The sequence below is a fragment of the Cognatiluteimonas profundi genome (assembly GCF_009792795.1).
In the GTDB taxonomy this organism is placed as follows: Bacteria; Pseudomonadota; Gammaproteobacteria; order Xanthomonadales; family Xanthomonadaceae; genus Cognatiluteimonas; species Cognatiluteimonas profundi.
In genome coordinates this window covers 638,935-657,033 of the sequence record NZ_VKHQ01000003.1, presented here as the reverse complement: position 1 = coordinate 657,033, position 18,099 = coordinate 638,935, and the positions used below count along the sequence as shown (strand labels likewise).

General features: G+C 66.4%; 15 protein-coding genes, 1 tRNA gene and 2 pseudogenes. 13 read left to right on the top strand and 5 right to left on the bottom strand.

What is annotated here, in order from left to right; genetic code table 11:
* Nucleotides 1–318 precede the first annotated feature (318 nt).
* Nucleotides 319–1,101 carry an enoyl-CoA hydratase/isomerase family protein gene (locus GST15_RS05080; protein WP_159016138.1) on the bottom strand — a complete coding sequence of 261 codons (783 nt, stop codon included), beginning with the start codon at nt 1,099–1,101 and terminating at the stop codon, nt 319–321.
* Nucleotides 1,102–1,292: 191 nt separating this feature from the next.
* Here GST15_RS05080 and GST15_RS05075 point away from each other — a divergent pair, with 191 nt between their 5' ends.
* The 3 genes and pseudogenes from GST15_RS05075 (at nt 1,293) to GST15_RS05065 (ending at nt 3,721) form a co-directional block, all read left to right on the top strand.
* Nucleotides 1,293–1,973: an FKBP-type peptidyl-prolyl cis-trans isomerase N-terminal domain-containing protein gene (locus GST15_RS05075; RefSeq protein WP_159016137.1), complete on the top strand. Its 681-nt coding sequence runs from the start codon at nt 1,293–1,295 to the stop codon at nt 1,971–1,973.
* A gap of 94 nt (nt 1,974–2,067) precedes the next feature.
* Nucleotides 2,068–2,876: pseudogene (locus tag GST15_RS05070) on the top strand (NUDIX hydrolase).
* A complete protein-coding gene (locus GST15_RS05065; RefSeq protein ID WP_159016136.1) occupies nt 2,873–3,721 on the top strand; it encodes a sulfurtransferase in 849 nt (282 codons plus the stop codon). The pseudogene GST15_RS05070 and the gene GST15_RS05065 overlap by 4 nt, the downstream one beginning before the upstream one ends.
* Before the next feature lie 54 nt (nt 3,722–3,775).
* On the opposite strand, the gene GST15_RS05060 is transcribed toward GST15_RS05065, so the two are convergent.
* Nucleotides 3,776–4,537, bottom strand: coding sequence for an enoyl-CoA hydratase/isomerase family protein (locus GST15_RS05060; RefSeq protein WP_159016135.1), 762 nt, complete (start codon nt 4,535–4,537; stop codon nt 3,776–3,778).
* 77 nt (nt 4,538–4,614) lie between these two features.
* Between GST15_RS05060 and GST15_RS05055 the strand changes: the two genes are divergently transcribed.
* Entirely contained in the window at nt 4,615–5,061 is a 447-nt protein-coding gene (locus GST15_RS05055; RefSeq protein ID WP_159016134.1) for a copper chaperone PCu(A)C, read from the top strand.
* Between the two features lie 9 nt (nt 5,062–5,070).
* Here the strand turns inward: GST15_RS05055 and GST15_RS05050 are convergent, their stop codons facing one another.
* The gene (locus GST15_RS05050; RefSeq protein WP_159016133.1) at nt 5,071–5,577 is read right to left on the bottom strand and encodes an acyl-CoA thioesterase; all 507 of its coding nucleotides are present in this window, start codon (nt 5,575–5,577) and stop codon (nt 5,071–5,073) included.
* A gap of 38 nt (nt 5,578–5,615) precedes the next feature.
* A pseudogene (uvrA, locus tag GST15_RS05045) lies at nt 5,616–8,453 on the bottom strand (excinuclease ABC subunit UvrA); the annotation flags it as partial.
* A 351-nt stretch (nt 8,454–8,804) separates the two neighbouring features.
* Between uvrA and rplU the strand changes: the two are divergent.
* From rplU to obgE, 3 genes are all read left to right on the top strand, one after another.
* The gene (gene rplU, locus GST15_RS05040; protein ID WP_159016131.1) at nt 8,805–9,125 is read left to right on the top strand and encodes a 50S ribosomal protein L21; all 321 of its coding nucleotides are present in this window, start codon (nt 8,805–8,807) and stop codon (nt 9,123–9,125) included.
* Between the two features lie 12 nt (nt 9,126–9,137).
* Complete coding sequence (gene rpmA, locus GST15_RS05035) at nt 9,138–9,395, top strand: 50S ribosomal protein L27 (RefSeq protein WP_159016130.1); 258 nt, start codon at nt 9,138–9,140, stop codon at nt 9,393–9,395.
* A gap of 88 nt (nt 9,396–9,483) precedes the next feature.
* Nucleotides 9,484–10,590, top strand: coding sequence for a GTPase ObgE (gene obgE, locus GST15_RS05030; RefSeq protein WP_159016129.1), 1,107 nt, complete (start codon nt 9,484–9,486; stop codon nt 10,588–10,590).
* A 67-nt stretch (nt 10,591–10,657) separates the two neighbouring features.
* Here the strand turns inward: obgE and rpsT are convergent, their stop codons facing one another.
* Nucleotides 10,658–10,927, bottom strand: coding sequence for a 30S ribosomal protein S20 (rpsT, locus tag GST15_RS05025; RefSeq protein ID WP_159016128.1), 270 nt, complete (start codon nt 10,925–10,927; stop codon nt 10,658–10,660).
* A 143-nt stretch (nt 10,928–11,070) separates the two neighbouring features.
* On the opposite strand from rpsT, the gene murJ reads away from it, so the two are divergent.
* The 6 genes from murJ to GST15_RS04995 all read left to right on the top strand — a co-directional run bounded on the left by murJ (nt 11,071) and on the right by GST15_RS04995 (nt 18,076).
* Nucleotides 11,071–12,663, top strand: a complete 1,593-nt coding sequence (murJ, locus tag GST15_RS05020) for a murein biosynthesis integral membrane protein MurJ (protein ID WP_199268725.1) — start codon at nt 11,071–11,073, stop codon at nt 12,661–12,663.
* A 32-nt stretch (nt 12,664–12,695) separates the two neighbouring features.
* Nucleotides 12,696–13,646, top strand: coding sequence for a bifunctional riboflavin kinase/FAD synthetase (locus tag GST15_RS05015; RefSeq protein ID WP_159016126.1), 951 nt, complete (start codon nt 12,696–12,698; stop codon nt 13,644–13,646).
* A complete protein-coding gene (ileS, locus tag GST15_RS05010) occupies nt 13,643–16,501 on the top strand; it encodes an isoleucine--tRNA ligase (RefSeq protein ID WP_159016125.1) in 2,859 nt (952 codons plus the stop codon). Before GST15_RS05015 ends, ileS begins: the two co-directional genes overlap by 4 nt.
* On the top strand, nt 16,501–16,995 hold the full coding sequence (gene lspA, locus GST15_RS05005; protein ID WP_159016124.1) for a signal peptidase II: 495 nt from the start codon (nt 16,501–16,503) through the stop codon (nt 16,993–16,995). The genes ileS and lspA overlap by 1 nt, the downstream gene beginning before the upstream one ends.
* 7 nt (nt 16,996–17,002) lie before the next feature.
* Nucleotides 17,003–17,953, top strand: a complete 951-nt coding sequence (gene ispH, locus GST15_RS05000) for a 4-hydroxy-3-methylbut-2-enyl diphosphate reductase (protein WP_159016123.1) — start codon at nt 17,003–17,005, stop codon at nt 17,951–17,953.
* Between the two features lie 47 nt (nt 17,954–18,000).
* A tRNA-Thr gene (locus GST15_RS04995) sits at nt 18,001–18,076 on the top strand.
* Nucleotides 18,077–18,099: the final 23 nt, after the last annotated feature.

Sequence of the window (18,099 nt, the reverse complement as noted above, 5' to 3'; positions counted from 1 at the left end):
ATGCAGGTGCGACTGCCAACCGATCGGATGCGTCATTGCGTGCAGGGGTCGCACGACGACGACGTTCTTCCTTTATTCGTGCAAGTCGCGCCTCGCGTGCGCGGAACCGATCACGCGCCGCGAGGGCGAAGTGGCGAGCGTCGCGCGCGATGCGCAATGTCTCCCGGCAGGCTTCCGTGCAGCCGGGACAAGCCTCGCTCGTCAGCAATCCCGCTTGCAGCGCTGCGTCCACGTCATCGCTGGCCAGTGCGGCGACGATGGCGTGCGCGCCGCCATCCTGCGGGACAGTGCAGCCGCAGCGGCAGGCCGCGGCGCCCATCAGCGGCCGGAGAACGCCGGCTTGCGGCGATCCAGGAACGCGGTGGTGCCTTCGCGCATGTCTTCCGTGGCGAACATCAATCCGAATTGCGCGCTTTCATAGGCAAGGCCTTCCTCGATGCCCGATTCCCCACCGAAATTGACGCAGTCCAGGATGCCGCGCAACGCAAGTGGAGCGGCGGCGGCCAACTGCGCCGCGATTTCCATGGTGCGGTCCTCGAGCTCCGCGGCCGGAACGACCCGGTTGACGATGCCCAGCTGCTGCGCGCGGGCCGCATCGACCGGCGCACCGAGCAGGCACAACTCGAGGGTCGCCGCCCGGCCAGCCAGTCGCAGCAGTCGCTGGCTGCCACCAAAGCCGGGGATCAGGCCGAGGTTGATTTCCGGCTGGCCGACCTTCGCCGTGTCCGATGCGATGCGCAGGTGGCAGCACATCGCCAACTCCAGGCCACCACCGAGCGCGAACCCGTTGATCATTGCGATCACCGGCTTGGGCATCGTTTCGACGGCACGCATCATCCGTTGCCCGCGCTGGGAAAAGTCGCGTCCCTGCACCGGCGTCAGCTGGACCATTTCGGCGATGTCGGCGCCTGCGACGAATGCCTTCGGGCCGGCGCCCGTCAGTACGACGACATGGACACCTGCATCATTGGCTGCGGCCGTGAAGGCAGCCTGGAGAGCGTCCAGCGTCGCGGCGTTCAACGCGTTGAGCTTGTCGGGACGATTGACTGTGATGATGCGGACGGGGCCGCGGTCGCTGACCTGCAAGGGTGAATCGATCATGAGTGGAATGTCGTCGCTGGGGTGGTCGCCCAGCCCCGCCGGAACTTGTCGGCGCGGCCCGGGTCGGAAGGGTGTCGTCAGTGGCGGTTCAGCCCTGCGGCCGCTATCCTAGCGCGTCAATGTGTCTTGTCCTGCGGGGCGGCTGAGCCGCCCCGTTCCGCGACAGGACTCCAATCCGGAGGTTGTACCGAATGAAGTTGCGCTTGCTTGCTGCCACGCTCGTGGCCCTGACCCTGACCGGGGGCACAGCCCTTGCCCAGGATACGTCCTCTTCCAAGGGGCAGTTGAGCTACGCCCTGGGATTCCAGTTCGGCAACCAGCTGTTGAACAGTGGCGAGCCGCTGGACATCAATACCGTGATCAAGGCGGTGCAGGACGGCTACGCCAAGAAGGCGCCTGCCGTGCCGGTGGAGCAGATGAAGACTGCCTACCAGTCGATGATGCAGCGCATGGAGGGCAAGGCCAAGGCTGAGTTCCAGAAAGCCGCGGTCGACAACAAGGCCAAGAGTGACGCCTTCCTTGCCCAGAACAAGTCCAAGCCCGGCGTGAAGGTGCTTGCGAGCGGCGTGCAGTACCGCATCCTGGAAACCGGCACGGGCGCCAAGCCGACGCTTGCGAGCACGGTCGACCTGGAAGTCAGCACGCCGTTCCCGCTGGGCCAGCATCCGCCGCAGGCACAGCCGCCGCAGAAGACCCCGAGCATGAAGATCAGCCAGATCCCGACGCCGGGTATCCGCGAAGTGCTGATGCAGATGCCGGCTGGCTCCAAGTGGGAAATCGTCGTGCCGTCCGCGTTCGGCAACGACCCGAGCTCGGGCATGCCGCCCAACCTCGCGGCCGTGTACGAAGTGAAGCTGCTGAGCGTCAAGTAAGCAGCCTCCGGATTCAATCCGGGCTTGGACAGGATCGAACCCGGCTTGCAAGAGCCGGGTTTTTTATTGGAAGGACTTGCTGGAACGGGAATACGTGAACGACCGCTTGATCAATGCGCCCATTGCCAGCCCATGCACCGGCGTGTGCCAATTGGGCAGCGACGGATTGTGCGAAGGCTGCCAGCGCACCGCGGCGGAAATCGGCGGCTGGCTGCGCATGTCCGACCGCGAACGCCATCGACTGATGGAGTCCGTCCTGCCATTGCGCGCGCTGCGAACGACGGGATGATCGACGCGCTCGCCCGCATCCAGTCTGCACTGCACCCGCTGCAGTCGGTGCCGGCGTGCGAATGCTGGAACCTCGTTGAACTGGATGGGCTCCTGCCCGATGCCCCGCCAGTGTCGGCCGCCGTCCTCGTGGGAATGGTGCAAAGGCCAGGCGGACTGCACGTGCTGCTGACGCGGCGCACGCATGGCCTGCGACATCACGCAGGGCAGGTGAGTTTTCCCGGCGGCCGCGTCGAAGTCGGCGACGTCGATGCCTGCGCAGCCGCGCTGCGCGAAACCCATGAGGAAGTCGGCATCGCGGCCTCGCAGGTCCGCCCGCTCGGATACCTGGACCCGGTGCGGACGGTGACCGGCTTCCGGGTGCTGCCACTCGTGGCGCTCGTCACGCCCGACTACATCGCGACGCCCGATCCTCGCGAAGTGGACGAAGTCTTCGAGGTGTCCTTCGATTACCTCATGGCACCCGCGAACCTGCGCCGTATCAGCATGGACATCGGCGGCCGGCCGCGTTCGATCCTGGAGTTCGTTGATCCGGACTCCAGCGGACGCCGTATCTGGGGCGTCAGTGCCTCGATCCTGCTCAACCTCAGAGAACGCATGGAGAACACCCGATGAGTGGATGGACGACGCTGGTTCCGGCCGAAACACTGGCCATTGCAGTGGGGCGACCGGATGTCGTCGTGCTCGATTGCCGGTTCTCGCTCATGGATCCCGGTGCGGGCGAGAGGGCCTACCAGCAGGGCCATGTCCCCGGCGCCTTGTACGCGCACCTTGAGCGCGATCTCTCGAACCACCGGCAGCAGGGGCAGGGGCGGCATCCGTGGCCCGATGCTGCCGAATTCACCGCCAGGCTCGGTCAGTGGGGGATCACGCCTGACCACCAGGTCGTGGCCTATGACGACGGCGAAGGCGCCTACGCGGCGCGCCTGTGGTTCCTGCTGCGGATGCTGGGCCATGCGAAGGTCGCCGTGCTCGATGGTGGCTGGTCGCGATGGACCTCGCTCGGCTTGCCGGTGGATACGCGGAATCCGGTCCCGGCGCCACAACGATACGTCGCGCAATTCGACAAGTCGCGCCTGCTCGATGCCGACCAGGTTCAGGCCCGGCTGGATGCTGGCGACCTGTTGATCGATGCGCGCGCGCTCGAGCGCTTCCGCGGTGACGTCGAGCCATTGGACAAGATCGCAGGCCATGTGCCGGGCGCGCGAAACCGACCGTACGCCACCAACCTGACCGACAAGCGTTTCAAGACACCAGTGCAACTGGCCGCGGAGTTCCGCGAACTCCTGGGCGACCACGCCCCGGAATCCACCATCGTCATGTGTGGCAGCGGCGTCACCGCCTGCCATCACCTGCTGGCCATGGAGCGCGCCGGCATCAAGGGCGCCAAGTTGTTTACCGGATCATGGAGCGGGTGGATCGCGGACGGCAGCCGCCCAGTGGCGATGGGAAGCAGCTGAAACCCGATCCGTCGGCATCCCGGTTGCGGCGGTGCGCAACCAGCGAGTCCTGGATCACTTGCGCAGGGAAGCGACCAGCGCGTGCAACCCGGCTTGGGTGTCGGGCGAGAACCAGCCGTCGATGAAACGATCCAGCTGGATGCGTTCGGGCTGCACGGCGGCGACGAGGTCGGCGCGTGCAATCGCACGGGTCAGCAGCATCGGTTGGCGCGGCAGGGACAGCAGGTCTTCCAGCCATGCGCGCGCACGCGTGGGGACATCGTCGATGTCCGTCAGTTCGTCGACCAGGCCGATCTCCAGCGCACGCTCTGCTTCCACCAGCTCACCGGACACTAGCAGGCGCTCTGCTCGGTGCACGCCGACCACCCGGCGCAACAGTTGCGCGATGCCCTCTGGCGCCACCAGGCCAACGCGCGTCTCGTTGAGGCCGATGCGGAAGGGTCCGCTGGCCATCACCCGGTAATCGCAGCACAGGGCCAGTACGCAGCCGCCGGCTGGCGCATGGCCGGCGATTGCCGCCACCACGGGTATTGGTGACTGCGCCAGCGCGCGAGCGGCCGCGAAGAACTGCCCCCAGGCAGCCGATAGCGCGTTGCGATCGTCGCCAAGCGAGAGCAGGTAGGGCACATCCAGCCCGGCGGAAAACACCTTGGGTCCGCCCGACAGCACCAGGCCCTGCGCGCCATCGGCGATGGCACCGTCGATCGCCTGCTCCAGGTCGGCACACAGTTCAGGATCGAGGGCATTGACTGGTGCGCGCGCCATCCGCAGTTCGTGCACAGGGCCATGCGTGATGTGCTGGACAAGGTTGGTCATCGCGGAATCCCCGGGGTTTCAAGCTGAATGGCATGTCCGCACGGGACGATCCCGCGAGCCGCAGGTATCATAGTCGGATGCATTCGAATCGAACCAAGGCGGCCATTGCCGCATGCCTGTACCTGTGTGTCGGCATGGCCTGGGCGGCACCACCGTGCACGCCTGTCGTGCGCGACGGCTGGATCCGGTTGATGCCCGGCGGAATGGCGATGCTTGCCGGGTTCGGACACATCGACAACCCCTGTGGCAACGCGGCGGACATCGTTTCCGCCAGCAGCCGCGCGTTCGCCGACACGTCGATCCACGAAACCCGGATCGAGGATGGCATCAGCCGCATGCGGCCCGTTCCCGACCTCCACATCGAACCGAAGGCGTCCGCGGTACTCGCGCCCGGCGGTTACCACCTCATGCTGATGCAGCCGACCGCGACGCTGAAGGCCGGCGATCGCGTCACGATCGATTTTTCGTTGCGCGATGGCCGCAGCCTGTCGGGTACATTCGAGTTGCGTCCCGCCGCGCCCTGACCGGGCCGTTCAATTCCCCGCGCAGGCCTTGCGGACGATGTCGGGCAATCCGGCGGCTTGGCCGTCCTGCTTGCCGATCCACACCATCACCACGTTGCCGTCTGCGTAGAGCACCTTGTCGTCCCGTGCGCTGACGATGCGATGCCCGATCGTCAGGCTGGTGGTACCGAGCCGTTCGACGAACAGCTCGATGACAATCTCATTCGGCCATTCGATGGGACGCCGGTAGTTGACGTGCGCGGCCGCAACCACGGGTGCGACGTTGTCGTCGATCCATTCGCCAGGCAATGACATCATCCAGCGCAGTCGGGCTTCCTCCAGGTAACTGAGGAACTTCGAATTGTTGACGTGGTTGAAGGCGTCCAGGTCGCGCCATCGCACCGACAGCGGCACGCGGATCAGGCTTGCGGGCGCGGATCCAGCCGGTAGTTGCGGCGAATCCGCGGCAGGCGTCGCCCGCTTCCTGCGCGGAGCGGGCTTCCTGCCTTGCGGCGAAGGTTTGCTGGTTTCGCTCATGCCGCCGATTTCCTTCTTGCGGGTTTGTCCTGCATGCCAAGCGTCTTGGCCAGGAACTGCCCCGTCCAGGAATGCGGCATGCGCGCGAGGTCTTCCGGGGTTCCCTGCGCGATGATCTGGCCGCCGCGATGGCCGCCTTCGGGCCCGAGGTCGATCACCCAGTCGGCCGTCTTGATCACGTCGAGGTTGTGCTCGATGACGACGATGGTGTTGCCGTCGTTGCGCAGCTTGTGCAGGACGGCCAGCAGGTGCTCGATGTCGTGGAAGTGCAGGCCGGTCGTCGGCTCGTCGAGGATGTACAGCGTGCGTCCGGTATCGCGGCGCGAGAGTTCCTTGGACAGTTTCACGCGCTGCGCCTCGCCACCCGACAGCGTCGTGGCCGGCTGGCCAAGCTTGACGTAGCTCAGGCCCACGTCGAGCAGCGTCTCGAGCTTGCGCGCGATCGACGGCACCGGTTCGAACAGCTTCAACGCATCCTCGACCGTCATGTCGAGCACGTCGTGGATGCTGAAGCCCTTGTAGAGGATCTCCAGCGTCTCGCGGTTGTAGCGCTTGCCGTGGCACACGTCGCAGGGCACGTACACGTCGGGCAGGAAGTGCATCTCGACCTTGATCAGCCCGTCGCCCTGGCAGGCCTCGCAACGGCCACCGCGCACGTTGAAGCTGAAGCGTCCCGCGGAATAGCCGCGCGCGCGGGCTTCCGGCACCTGTGCGAACAGTTCGCGCAGCGGGGTGAACAAACCGGTGTACGTCGCCGGATTCGAGCGCGGCGTGCGCCCGATCGGCGACTGGTCGATGTCCACGACCTTGTCGAACAGGTCCAGCCCCTCGATCTCGCGGTAGGGCGCCGGCGTATGCGACGCACCGTTGATTTCGTTGGCGGCCAGCGCATACAAGGTGTCGTTGATCAGCGTCGACTTGCCCGAACCCGATACCCCGGTGATTGCGGTGAACAACCCGGCTGGAATCTCGACGTCGACGTTCTTCAGGTTGTTGCCCGATGCGCCGCCGAGCTTGAGCATCATCTTCCTGCTCGGCTTGTGGCGCTGCGCCGGGACCTCGATCCGCTTCTTGCCGCTGAGGTACTGCCCGGTGAGCGATCGGGGCGCCTTCAGCACGTCGGCATACGTGCCCTGGGCCACGACTTCACCGCCGTGGACGCCGGCGCCGGGACCGATGTCGACGATGTGGTCGGCGAGGCGGATCGCATCCTCGTCGTGCTCGACGACGATGACGGTGTTGCCGAGGTCGCGCAGGCGGGTCAGCGTGCCGAGCAGGCGTTCGTTGTCGCGCTGGTGCAGGCCGATCGAGGGCTCGTCCAGCACGTACAGCACGCCGACGAGGCCCGCGCCGATCTGCGAAGCCAGTCGGATCCGTTGCGCCTCGCCGCCGGAGAGGCTGCCCGCCTTGCGTTCAAGGGTGAGGTAATCCAGCCCGACATCCACGAGGAAGCGCAGGCGGTCGCTGATCTCTTTGACGATCTTGACCGCGATCTCGCCACGCCAGCCCGGCAGTTGCAGCTGCCCGAAAAACGCCAGGGCCTCGTCGATCGGCAACACGGCAACCTGCGGCAGCGCCGTCTCGCCGACAAAGACGTTGCGTGCGCTGCGATTGAGGCGCGCGCCGCCGCATTCCAGGCAGGGGCGCTCGCTGATGTACTTGGACAGTTCCTCGCGCACCGCCGCCGACTCGGTCTCGCGGTAGCGACGTTCCAGGTTGGGCAGGATGCCCTCGAACTTGTGCCGGCGCTGGCTGCGCCCGCCCGCATCGGTGAGGTAGGTGAAGCCGATGAGTTCCTTTCCGCTGCCGTGCAGCACTGCCTGCCGGACCTTCTCGTCGAGATCCTGCCAGGGCGTGTCGACGCCGAATCCGTAATGCCGCGCCAGTGAGGCGATCAGCTGGAAATAATAGGCATTGCGGCGATCCCACCCGCGCACCGCACCGGCGGCGAGCGACAGCTCCGGATGCACGACGACGCGTGCCGGATCGAAGAATTCGCTGACGCCCAGGCCGTCGCAGGCGGGACAGGCGCCGACCGGCGAATTGAAAGAGAACAGCCGCGGTTCGAGCTCGGGCAGCGAGTAATCGCAGACCGGGCAGCTGTACTTGGATGAGAACAGCAGCGGCGGCGCCGACGCGTCGTCCAGCGATTGCACCTGCGCCATGCCGTCGCCGAGCTTGAGCGCGGTCTCGAAGGATTCGGCAAGCCGCTGCTTGAGGTCCTCGCGGACCTTGAAGCGGTCGATCACGGCCTCGATGGTGTGCTTGGTGCGCAGGGCCAGTGGCGGCACGGCGTCGACTTCATGCAGCACGCCGTCGACGCGGACGCGCACGAAACCCTGCGCCCGCAATTGCTCGAAGACCTGCGCGTGTTCGCCCTTGCGCTCGCGGATGACCGGTGCAAGGAGCATCCAGCGCTGCTCGGCGCGCGCAGGGTCGTTGCCCAACGCGAGGACCTGGTCGACCATCTGGCTGACCGTCTGCGCCTCCAGCGGATAGCCGTGGTCCGGACAGCGCGGCGTGCCCACGCGTGCATACAGCAGGCGCAGGTAGTCGTAGATCTCGGTGATCGTGCCGACAGTCGAGCGCGGGTTGTGCGAGGTCGACTTCTGCTCGATCGAGATTGCCGGGGACAGGCCCTCGATATGGTCGACGTCGGGCTTCTCCATCACGCTCAGGAACTGGCGCGCATAGGCCGACAGCGACTCCACGTAGCGGCGCTGGCCTTCGGCGTAGATCGTGTCGAAGGCCAGCGACGACTTGCCCGACCCGGACAGGCCGGTGATCACGATCAGGCGGTCCCGCGGCAGGTCGAGATCGATGTTCTTGAGGTTGTGCGTCCGCGCGCCGCGGATGCGAATGGTGTCCATCGCCATCGGGGGCAGGGTCTCGGTTCCGGCAACAGGGGAAGGCCGGCGCAAGGCGCGAGCCAACAGGGGAGGGTAGCGAGCCATCCAGATGGGGGCAAATCGCAGGGTTTGCCAGCCTGCGGTGGCGTCATCGCAGATGCCGAGACCGCGGCCGGCTGACCCGTTCAGGATCGGCCCGGCGGGGCCCGGCCGCCCCGATGGTGACTGCCGGTCCGCCCGGGGGCGGGGCGACAGCCGGCCTGTCGAGCCGGCCGGCGCCCCAGTTGACCCTAACTAGCTGAAACCTCTACAATTCCGCTTCTGTCCGCCCTCGACGGCGTTCAGGCGACCAAAAATAACTACAGAGGAAGTCTGGTCATGTACGCAGTTGTTGTTACTGGCGGTAAGCAATACCGCGTGATGCAGGGCGAAAGGCTCCGCGTCGAATTGCTCGATCTGGAAGCCGGCAAGGAGGTCAAGTTCGACCAACTCCTGATGCTCGGCGACGGCGAGGGCGTCAAGCTTGGTGAGGACCTGAAGGGTTCCAGCGTGACGGCGAAGGTGCTCGGCCACGGCCGCGCCGACAAGATCCGCATCGTCAAGTTCCGCCGCCGCAAGCACCATCGCAAGCAGATGGGCCACCGGCAGCATTACACCGAAATCGAGATCACCGGCATTGCCGGTGGCGACAAGAAATAAGGAGCAGCAGCCATGGCACATAAAAAGGGCGTAGGTTCCTCGCGCAACGGCCGCGACTCCAACCCGAAATACCTCGGCGTGAAGATCTACGGTGGCCAGTCCATCGACGCCGGCAACATCATCGTCCGCCAGCGCGGCACGCAGTTCCATCCGGGCATGGGCGTCGGCCTGGGCCGCGACCACACCTTGTTCGCGTTGATCGACGGCAAGGTCGAGTTCTCGGTCAAGGGCCTGAAGAAGCGCCGCATGGTCAGCGTCGTCGCCGCCTGATCCATCCAGGCGAGCGCAGGAAAGCCCCGCGCTGCGGGGCTTTTTTGTTTGTACCCGACCCACTGCCTCCCCTATCTGATCGCATCCCATGAAACTCGTCGACGAAGCTGAAATCACGGTCACCGCAGGCAATGGCGGCGACGGCTGCATTGGCTTCCGCCGCGAGAAGTTCATCCCCCTCGGCGGGCCCGATGGCGGCGATGGCGGTGGTGGCGGCGATGTCTATCTGCAGGCCGACGAAAACCTCAACACGCTGGTCGACTTCCGCCACCAGAAGCAGTTCAAGGCGCAGCGCGGCGAGAACGGCATGGGCCAGCAGCGCTACGGCAAGGCCGGCGACGATGTCACGATCACCGTGCCGGTCGGCACCGTCGTGATCAACGTCGCCACCGACGAAGTGATCGGCGACCTCACCGCCAACGGCGATCGGCTGCTCGTTGCGAAGGGCGGACACGGTGGCCTGGGCAACATGCATTTCAAGAGCTCGACCAACCGGTCGCCGCGACGCGCGACGCCCGGCACCGAAGGCGAGCAGCGGCTGCTCAAGCTGGAGCTCAAGCTGCTGGCCGATGTGGGCCTGCTCGGCTTCCCCAATGCGGGCAAGTCGACATTCGTCCGCGCGGTGTCGGCAGCCACGCCCAAGGTCGCCGATTACCCGTTCACGACGCTGTATCCGAACCTCGGCGTGGTCAGCGTCGAGCCGGGCCGCAGCTTCGTCATCGCCGACATTCCGGGGCTGATCGAGGGCGCCGCCGAAGGCGCGGGACTTGGCAGCCTGTTCCTGCGCCATGTGCAGCGCACGCGCCTGTTGCTGCACCTGGTGGATATCGCCCCGATGGAAGGCGGTGTCGAGGTGCCGCCGGCCGAGCAGGTGCGCGCGATCGAGAACGAGCTGCGCAAATACGATCCGGGCATGCTGGAAAAGCCGCGCTGGCTGGTGCTCAACAAGGCCGACCTGCTGTTCGAGGACGAAGCCCGGGAGCGCGCCCAGCAGGTCGTGTCCGAGCTCGGATGGACCGAGCCCTGGTTCCTGGTCTCGGCGATTGGACGCGAGGGCACCTGGCCGATCATGCTGGCCGTGCAGGCGTTCTTCGATCGGCTGCGCGAGGATGCCGCCCAGCTCGCCAATGCGAACGGCCCGGCCGATGCCGCCGCCACGCCGTCGGTTTCCGCCGAAGGCCACGATGCAGCCTGAGCGGGTGTGCGGGACAACAAAAAACCCGGCCGGAGCCGGGTTTTTCAATTGCCTGCCGGCAGTTGACTCAGGCGGCTTGCAGCGCCTTGATGCGAGCCGTCAGGCGGCTCTTGTGCCGTGCAGCCTTGTTCTTGTGGATCAGGCCGCGCGCGCTGAAGCGATCGAGGATCGGCTGGGCGACGGCGAAAGCGGCGTTCGCGCCGGCGGCGTCATTGGCTTCGAGCGCCTTGAGCACCTTCTTGACGGCGGTGCGCAGCATCGAGCGCTGGCCTGCGTTGCGGGCATTGCGCACGACAGCCTGCTTGGCGCGCTTCTTTGCGGACTTGATGTTGGCCACGATGGAATCCTGAGAATGTTGGTTGGAGCTGAAGGTGGGGCGGAGATTCGCGCCGGTAGACAGGAAAGTATGGGGGATTCAGTGACTTGGGTCAACGCACAATCGCCAGGAACCCGGGAGGCGGGCCGATGAGCCGCCCGAACATGCTCAGGGGGCTGCTTTCGTTCGGCAGCATGACCATGGTCAGCCGGGTCTTCGGCCTGGTGCGGGACATCGTCATCAGCAGCGTCTTCGGCGCCAATGCGGCCACCGACGCCTTCTGGGTCGCCTTCCGCATCCCCAATTTCATGCGACGCCTGTTCGCCGAAGGCTCCTTCACGACCGCCTTCGTGCCGGTGTTCACCGAGATCAAGGAGACACGCCCGCACGCGGACCTGAAAACGCTGATCTCGCGTACGGCGGGCACCCTGGGCGGCGTCCTGCTGGTGGTCGTGGGGCTGGGGATGTTGTTCACCCCGCAGGTCGCCATGCTGTTTTCGCCCGGCGCCGTCGACGAGCCGCAGAAGTTCGCACTCACGGTGCAGCTGCTGCGGCTGACGTTCCCGTTCCTGATGTTCGTTTCGCTGACGGCCTTGGCCGGGGGCGCACTGAACAGTTTCCATCGCTTCGGCATGCCGGCCCTGGCGCCGGTCATCCTCAACCTGTGCATGATCGCCGCCGCGCTGTGGCTGTCGCCGCTGTTGCAGACACCGATCCTTGCGCTGGGATGGGCGATCCTCATCGGCGGCATCGTGCAGCTGCTGTTCCTGCTGCCGCAACTGGGGAAACTCGACCTGCTGGCGCTGCCGCGCTGGGGCGCCCGTCATCCGGATGTGCGCAGGGTGATGCGGCTGATGGTGCCGACCCTGTTCGGATCGTCGGTCGCGCAGATCAACCTGCTGCTCGACACCGTGATCGCGTCCCTGCTGGTGGCCGGTTCGCAGACCTGGCTGTCCCAGGCCGATCGATTCCTTGAATTGCCACTGGGCGTATTCGGTATCGCCCTGGGCACCGTCATCCTGCCGACGCTGTCGCGCCACCACGTCAACACCGACCACGCGGGATTTTCCAAGGCGCTGGACTGGGGGCTGCGCACGACGCTGATGATCGCCGTCCCGGCGATGCTCGGCCTGATGCTGCTGTCCGTGCCGCTGGTCGCCACGCTGTTCCAGCACGGGCAGTTCAAGCCCTTCGATACACGGATGGCGGCCTTGTCGGTGTTCGGCCTGAGCTTCGGCCTGCCGGCTTTCGCGCTGGTGAAGGTGATCCTGCCCGCGTTCTATGCGCGCCAGGACACCCGGACGCCGGTGCGTGCCGGCGTCGCGTCGCTGGTGGCGAACATGGTGTTCAACGTCATCTTCCTCGCGATCCTGTTCCATCTCTGGGTTCCGCGGGATCTGCAGCAGGGCTCGATCCTCGCAGCGCTCGCGCGCGTGCCGGGCCTGCACTTCGCACTGGGGCTTGCGAGCGCCGTTGCGAGCTATCTCAACCTGGCACTGCTCTGGCGCTGGCTCGGAAAGGCAGGGGTGTACGAACGGCAACCCGGGTGGGGGCGCTTCGTGCTGCGGCTGTCGACGGCCTGCGCTGCGATGGCGGCTGCGTTGCTCGCCGGACGCCATTGGGCACCGGATTTCACCGTCGTTCCGTTGACCGATCGCCTCATCTGGCTCGGCGTGCTGGTGATCGGTGGGGGACTGGTCTACCTGGCGGCGATGGTGCTGGTCGGATTCCGCTGGCGCGAGCTGCGCGAGCATTGAGCCTGGAGCGGATGGCTATACTTCAGGGTTCAATGAGCAGGCTGTTCCGTGACGTCGAAGGCGGGCCCTTGTGCCCCCAAGGCAGCGTGGTCTGCATCGGCGCGTTCGACGGCTTGCATCTCGGCCATCGCGTACTGGTGCGCCACGCGGTCGCGCGTGCGCGTGAACTGCGGCTTCCATCCGTGGCGCTGAGTTTCGAGCCGCTCCCACGCGAGTTCTTCGGCACCGGCGCACCGCCGGCCCGATTGACGCCGCCTCGCGCCAGGATCGAGGGCCTGCGGGCACTGGGGATCGATGTCGTGGGATTGCTGCGCTTCAACGCAGCGCTTGCATCGATGCCGCCGGATGCATTCGTGCGCAATGTGATCGCGCAGCGCCTGCGCGCGCGCGAAGTCTGGGTGGGCCCGGGATTTCGTTTCGGCCACGACCGCACGGGCGACCTGGAGACACTCCAGCGCCTTGGCGCCGAATGCGGATTCACGGCGGGCGCGGTCGATCCCGTGTCGCTGGATGGCGAGCGCGTCTCCAGCACGCGGGTGCGCCATGCACTGTCATCGGGCGATTTCGAGACGACGGCACGGCTGCTCGGCCGACCGTATTCCGTCCAGGGGCGCGTGGTGCATGGCAACCGGCTGGGGCACACGCTGGGATATCCCACGGCCAACCTGCGATTCCATTCGAAGAGGCCACCGGTGTCCGGCATCTTCGCGGCCATGGTGCATGGCATCGACGACAAGGCCTGGCCGTCGGTGGTCAGCGTCGGAACCCGGCCCACCGTCGGCGGCACCGAGCCGTTGCTCGAAGCGCACCTGTTCGATTTCGATGGCGACCTGTATGGGCGCCGGATCGATGTCGAGATCAAGGCCAAGCTGCGCGACGAGGAAACATTCCGCGATCTGCCGACCATGGTCGCGCAGATGCATCGCGACGCCATGCAGGCGCGCGCCCTACTCGATGATCTTCCCAGGCAGGCCTGCGCGTGACCCAGGATCCAAGCAACCTCCGCTACAAGGCGACCATCCTCCTGCCCGCGACGGATTTCCCGATGCGCGGCGATCTTCCCAAGCGCGAGCCTGAAACGCTCAAGCGCTGGCAGGACGAAGGCCTCTACGCGCGGCTGCGCGAGCAGGTTCGCGGTCGGCCCTCCTTCGTCCTGCACGATGGCCCGCCGTACGCCAACGGTGCGATCCACCTGGGCCATGCGGTCAACAAGGTGCTCAAGGATGCGGTCGTCAAGTCGAAGCTGCTCGCAGGCTTCGACGCGCCCTACGTGCCTGGCTGGGATTGCCACGGGTTGCCGATCGAGATCGCGATCGAGAAGAAGTGGGGCAAGGTCGGCGACAAGCTCGACGCCGAAGCCTTCCGCGCCAAATGCCGCGAGTACGCCAATGCACAAATCGACGTGCAGCGCGTGGACTTCCAGCGCCTGGGCGTGATCGGCGACTGGCAGCATCCGTATCGCACGATGGACTTCGGCTACGAAGCCGAGATGTTGCGCGCGCTGGCGTCGATCATCGAGCGTGGCCACCTCGCGCGCGGCGTCAAGCCGGTGCACTGGTGCTTCGATTGCGGCTCGGCGCTGGCCGAGGCGGAGATCGAGTACCAGGACAAGAAATCCCCCGCCGTCGACGTTGCCTATCGCGCGCGCCAGCCGCAGGCCCTGGCCTCGGCATTCGCGGCGACCTTGCCCGACGGCGTGGATATCGCCGTCCCGATCTGGACGACGACGCCGTGGACGTTGCCGGCAAGCCTTGCCGTCACCCTGGGGCCGGAGCTCGACTACGCCCTCGTCGAAGGCCCGGCACGCGACGGCCATCGCCAATGGCTGGTGCTGGCCGAGGCGCTGGCGGCACGCGCGCTGCAGCGCTATGGCGTGGATGACGTCGTCGTGCACGGCCGCGCGCGCGGCGTCGACCTCGAAGGCCAGCGACTGCAGCACCCGTTCTATGCGGAGCGCGAGATCCCGTTGCTGCTGGGCGACCACGTGTCGGCCGAGGAAGGCACCGGCGCCGTGCATACCGCGCCCGGACATGGCCAGGACGACTTCGTCGTCGGCCAGCGTTACGGACTGGTCGAGCAGTACGGCGCGGCGCAGCTCAATCCCGTCGACAGCCGCGGCGTCTACCTGCCATCGACGCCGCCACTGGGCGACCACGCATTGGCCGGCACCCACATCTGGAAGGCCAACGACGCCATCGTCGAAGGCCTGCGCGGCAACGGCTCGCTGCTCGCCTTCGCCACGATCACCCACAGCTATCCGCATTGCTGGCGGCATCGCACGCCGGTGGCATTCCGCGCCACGCCGCAGTGGTTCATCTCGATGGAACAGGCCGGCCTGCGTCGCGACGCGCTGGCGGCGATCGCGCAGGTCGGCTGGATCCCGGAGTGGGGCCAGGCGCGCATCTTCGGCATGATCGAAGGGCGTCCGGACTGGTGCATCTCCCGCCAGCGCACGTGGGGCGTTCCGATCGCGCTGTTCTTCGATCGCGAGAGCGGGCAGCCGCATCCCGACACGCCGGCGTTGATGCGCCAGGTTGCGGACATGGTCGAACGCGACGGTGTCGACGCGTGGTACGCGCTGGATCCGGCAACGCTGCTGGGCGATGACGCCCCGCGCTACGAAAAAGTGACCGACATCCTGGACGTGTGGTTCGACTCGGGCGTCACCCACGCCTGCGTGCTGGCCAAGCGCGCTGGCGATGGATTGCGCAAGCCGGCCGACCTGTACCTGGAAGGATCCGACCAGCATCGCGGCTGGTTCCAGTCCTCGCTGCTCACCGGGGTGGCGATGGACGGACAGGCGCCCTACCTCAACTGCCTGACGCATGGCTTCACCGTCGATGCGCACGGCCGCAAGATGTCGAAGTCGCTTGGCAACGGCATCGAACCGCAGGACATCATCGGCAAGCTCGGCGCGGACATCCTGCGCCTGTGGATCCTGTCGACCGACTATCGCAACGAGATGTCGCTGTCCGACGAAATCCTCAAGCGCACGGGCGACGCCTACCGGCGCATCCGCAACACCGCGCGGTTCGTCCTTGGCAACCTGCATGGATTCGATCCCGCGCGGCACCTGGTTGCGACCGGCGACATGGTTGCGCTGGATCGCTGGATCGTCCAGCGCGCGGCCGAGCTGCAGGGCAGGATCGCCGATGCCTACGCGCGCTACGACTTCGCCGAGGTCGTGCATTCCATCTCCAACTTCTGCAGCGTCGATCTCGGCGCGTTGTACCTGGACGTCACCAAGGACCGCGTGTACACGATGGGCGAGGATTCGCCCGGACGCCGCTCCGCGCAGAGCGCGATGTTCCATATCGCCGAGGCATTCGTGCGCTGGATCGCGCCCATCCTCGGCTTCACCGCCGACGAGATGTGGCGTTACCTGCCGGGCGAGCGCGAGGGCAACGTGCTGTTCGCGACCTGGTACACCGGCCTCGACGCGTCCGACGGCGATGCGGTGCTGTCTGCCGCCGATTTCGACCGCCTGCTCGAGTTGCGCGAGCGCATCGCCAAGGTGCTGGAGCCGATGCGCGCCAATGGCGAGATCGGTGCCGCGCTCGATGCGGAAATCGAATTGCACTGTGGCGTTGCCGATCGCAACTGGCTGTCGCCGATGATCGACGAGCTGCGGTTCCTGCTGATCAGCGGCGACGTCCACCTGCATGTGGACGATGCGGCGATGGAGATCGGCGTCAGCGCGAGCGTCTCGGACAAGCCGAAATGCATCCGTTGCTGGCAGCGACGTGCCGACGTCGGCACGAACGGCGAACATCCGGACCTGTGCACGCGCTGCGTGTCCAATGTCGATGGACCGGGTGAGACCAGGAGGTGGTTCTGATGGAGCGGAACAATGCGCTGCCCTGGCTCGGGCTCTCGGCGATCGTTGTGGTGCTGGACCAGTTCAGCAAGGCCTGGGTGCTCGCGACGTTGCCGGAGTTCCAGCAGGTGCCGGTGATCCCCGGTGTCTGGAACTGGTTCCGGACGTACAACGAGGGCGCCGCCTTCAGCTTCCTCAGCGATGCGGGGGGCTGGCAGAAGTACGTGTTCATCGTGCTGGCACTGGTGATCAGCGGGCTGCTGGGGCGGATGCTGGCGCGGACGCCACGCGCCGACTGGAGGACGGCTGCGCCATTCGCGCTGGTGATCGGCGGTGCGATCGGCAACGTCATCGACCGGCTGCTGCATGGGCACGTGGTCGACTTCATCCAGTGGTACTGGCACGACCATTACTGGCCCGCCTTCAACCTCGCCGATTCGGCGATCGTCGCCGGCGCCATCGGCATCGGCCTGTTTGGCCTGCTGCAAGGCAAGCCGGCGCAGGACGCGGGATAATCCGCGCATGGACATCACCCTCGCCAACCCGCGTGGATTCTGCGCCGGCGTCGATCGCGCCATCGAGATCGTCAACCGCGCCCTCGAGACGCTGGGCGCGCCCATCTACGTGCGCCATGAAGTCGTCCACAACCGTTACGTCGTGGACGACCTCAAGCGTCGCGGCGCGATCTTCGTCGAAGAACTCGACGAGGTGCCTGATGGCGCGACCGTCATCTTCAGCGCGCACGGCGTGTCGCAGTCGGTGCGCAGCGTCGCCTCGCAGCGCGGACTGAAGATATTCGATGCCACCTGCCCACTGGTGACCAAGGTGCACCTGGAAGTCGCGCGGCAATGCCGGGCGGGGCGGGACATGGTGCTGGTTGGCCATGCGGGCCACCCGGAGGTGGAAGGGACGATGGGGCAGTGGCGCAACGACGTCGGCCTGGGCCGGATCTACCTGGTCGAGGCGCTCGACGACGTGGCGCGGCTGGTCGTGGGACAACCGGGCAACCTGGCCTATACGACGCAGACGACGCTGTCCGTCGATGACACCCGCAATATCATCTCCGCGTTGCGCGAGAGGTTCCCGGCGATCCAGGGACCGCGCAACGACGACATCTGCTATGCGACGCAGAACCGACAGGACGCCGTGCGCGAACTCGCGGCACAGTGCGACCTGGTGCTGATCGTCGGCTCGCCCAACAGCTCCAATTCCAACCGCCTGCGCGAACTGGCGGAGCGCGAAGGCATCGATGCATACCTGATCGATGGTGCCGGGGAGATCGACCCGGCATGGCTCGACGGCCGCACGCACGTTGGCGTCAGCGCTGGCGCATCCGCGCCGGAGGTGCTGGTGCAGGGCGTCATCGACCGCTTGCGCGAGCTGGGCGCAGGATCGGTGCATGAACTGGACGGCAAGCCGGAAGACATGGTGTTTGCCCTGCCCAGGGAACTGCGGGTACAGCTGGTCGACTAGCGGTTTCATTGACCCCGTGCGGCGCCCTGCCTACACTTCGCGTCCACGCCGGAATAGCTCAGTTGGTAGAGCGGCGCATTCGTAATGCGTAGGTCGTAGGTTCGATTCCTATTTCCGGCACCATTGACTCCCCGCAGGCGGCACCG

Excerpts from the sequence above, each read along its gene's own strand:
- GST15_RS05055 (WP_159016134.1), top strand. The coding sequence starts at position 4,615 with ATGCATTCGAATCGAACCAAGGCGGCCATTGCCGCATGCCTGTACCTG.
- GST15_RS05050 (WP_159016133.1), bottom strand. The coding sequence starts at position 5,577 with ATGAGCGAAACCAGCAAACCTTCGCCGCAAGGCAGGAAGCCCGCTCCG.
- GST15_RS05075 (WP_159016137.1), top strand. The coding sequence starts at position 1,293 with ATGAAGTTGCGCTTGCTTGCTGCCACGCTCGTGGCCCTGACCCTGACC.
- rplU (WP_159016131.1), top strand. The coding sequence starts at position 8,805 with ATGTACGCAGTTGTTGTTACTGGCGGTAAGCAATACCGCGTGATGCAG.
- ispH (WP_159016123.1), top strand. The coding sequence starts at position 17,003 with ATGGACATCACCCTCGCCAACCCGCGTGGATTCTGCGCCGGCGTCGAT.
- lspA (WP_159016124.1), top strand. The coding sequence starts at position 16,501 with ATGGAGCGGAACAATGCGCTGCCCTGGCTCGGGCTCTCGGCGATCGTT.
- obgE (WP_159016129.1), top strand. The coding sequence starts at position 9,484 with ATGAAACTCGTCGACGAAGCTGAAATCACGGTCACCGCAGGCAATGGC.
- GST15_RS05065 (WP_159016136.1), top strand. The coding sequence starts at position 2,873 with ATGAGTGGATGGACGACGCTGGTTCCGGCCGAAACACTGGCCATTGCA.
- rpmA (WP_159016130.1), top strand. The coding sequence starts at position 9,138 with ATGGCACATAAAAAGGGCGTAGGTTCCTCGCGCAACGGCCGCGACTCC.
- murJ (WP_199268725.1), top strand. The coding sequence starts at position 11,071 with ATGCTCAGGGGGCTGCTTTCGTTCGGCAGCATGACCATGGTCAGCCGG.
- GST15_RS05060 (WP_159016135.1), bottom strand. The coding sequence starts at position 4,537 with ATGACCAACCTTGTCCAGCACATCACGCATGGCCCTGTGCACGAACTG.
- GST15_RS05015 (WP_159016126.1), top strand. The coding sequence starts at position 12,696 with ATGAGCAGGCTGTTCCGTGACGTCGAAGGCGGGCCCTTGTGCCCCCAA.
- GST15_RS05080 (WP_159016138.1), bottom strand. The coding sequence starts at position 1,101 with ATGATCGATTCACCCTTGCAGGTCAGCGACCGCGGCCCCGTCCGCATC.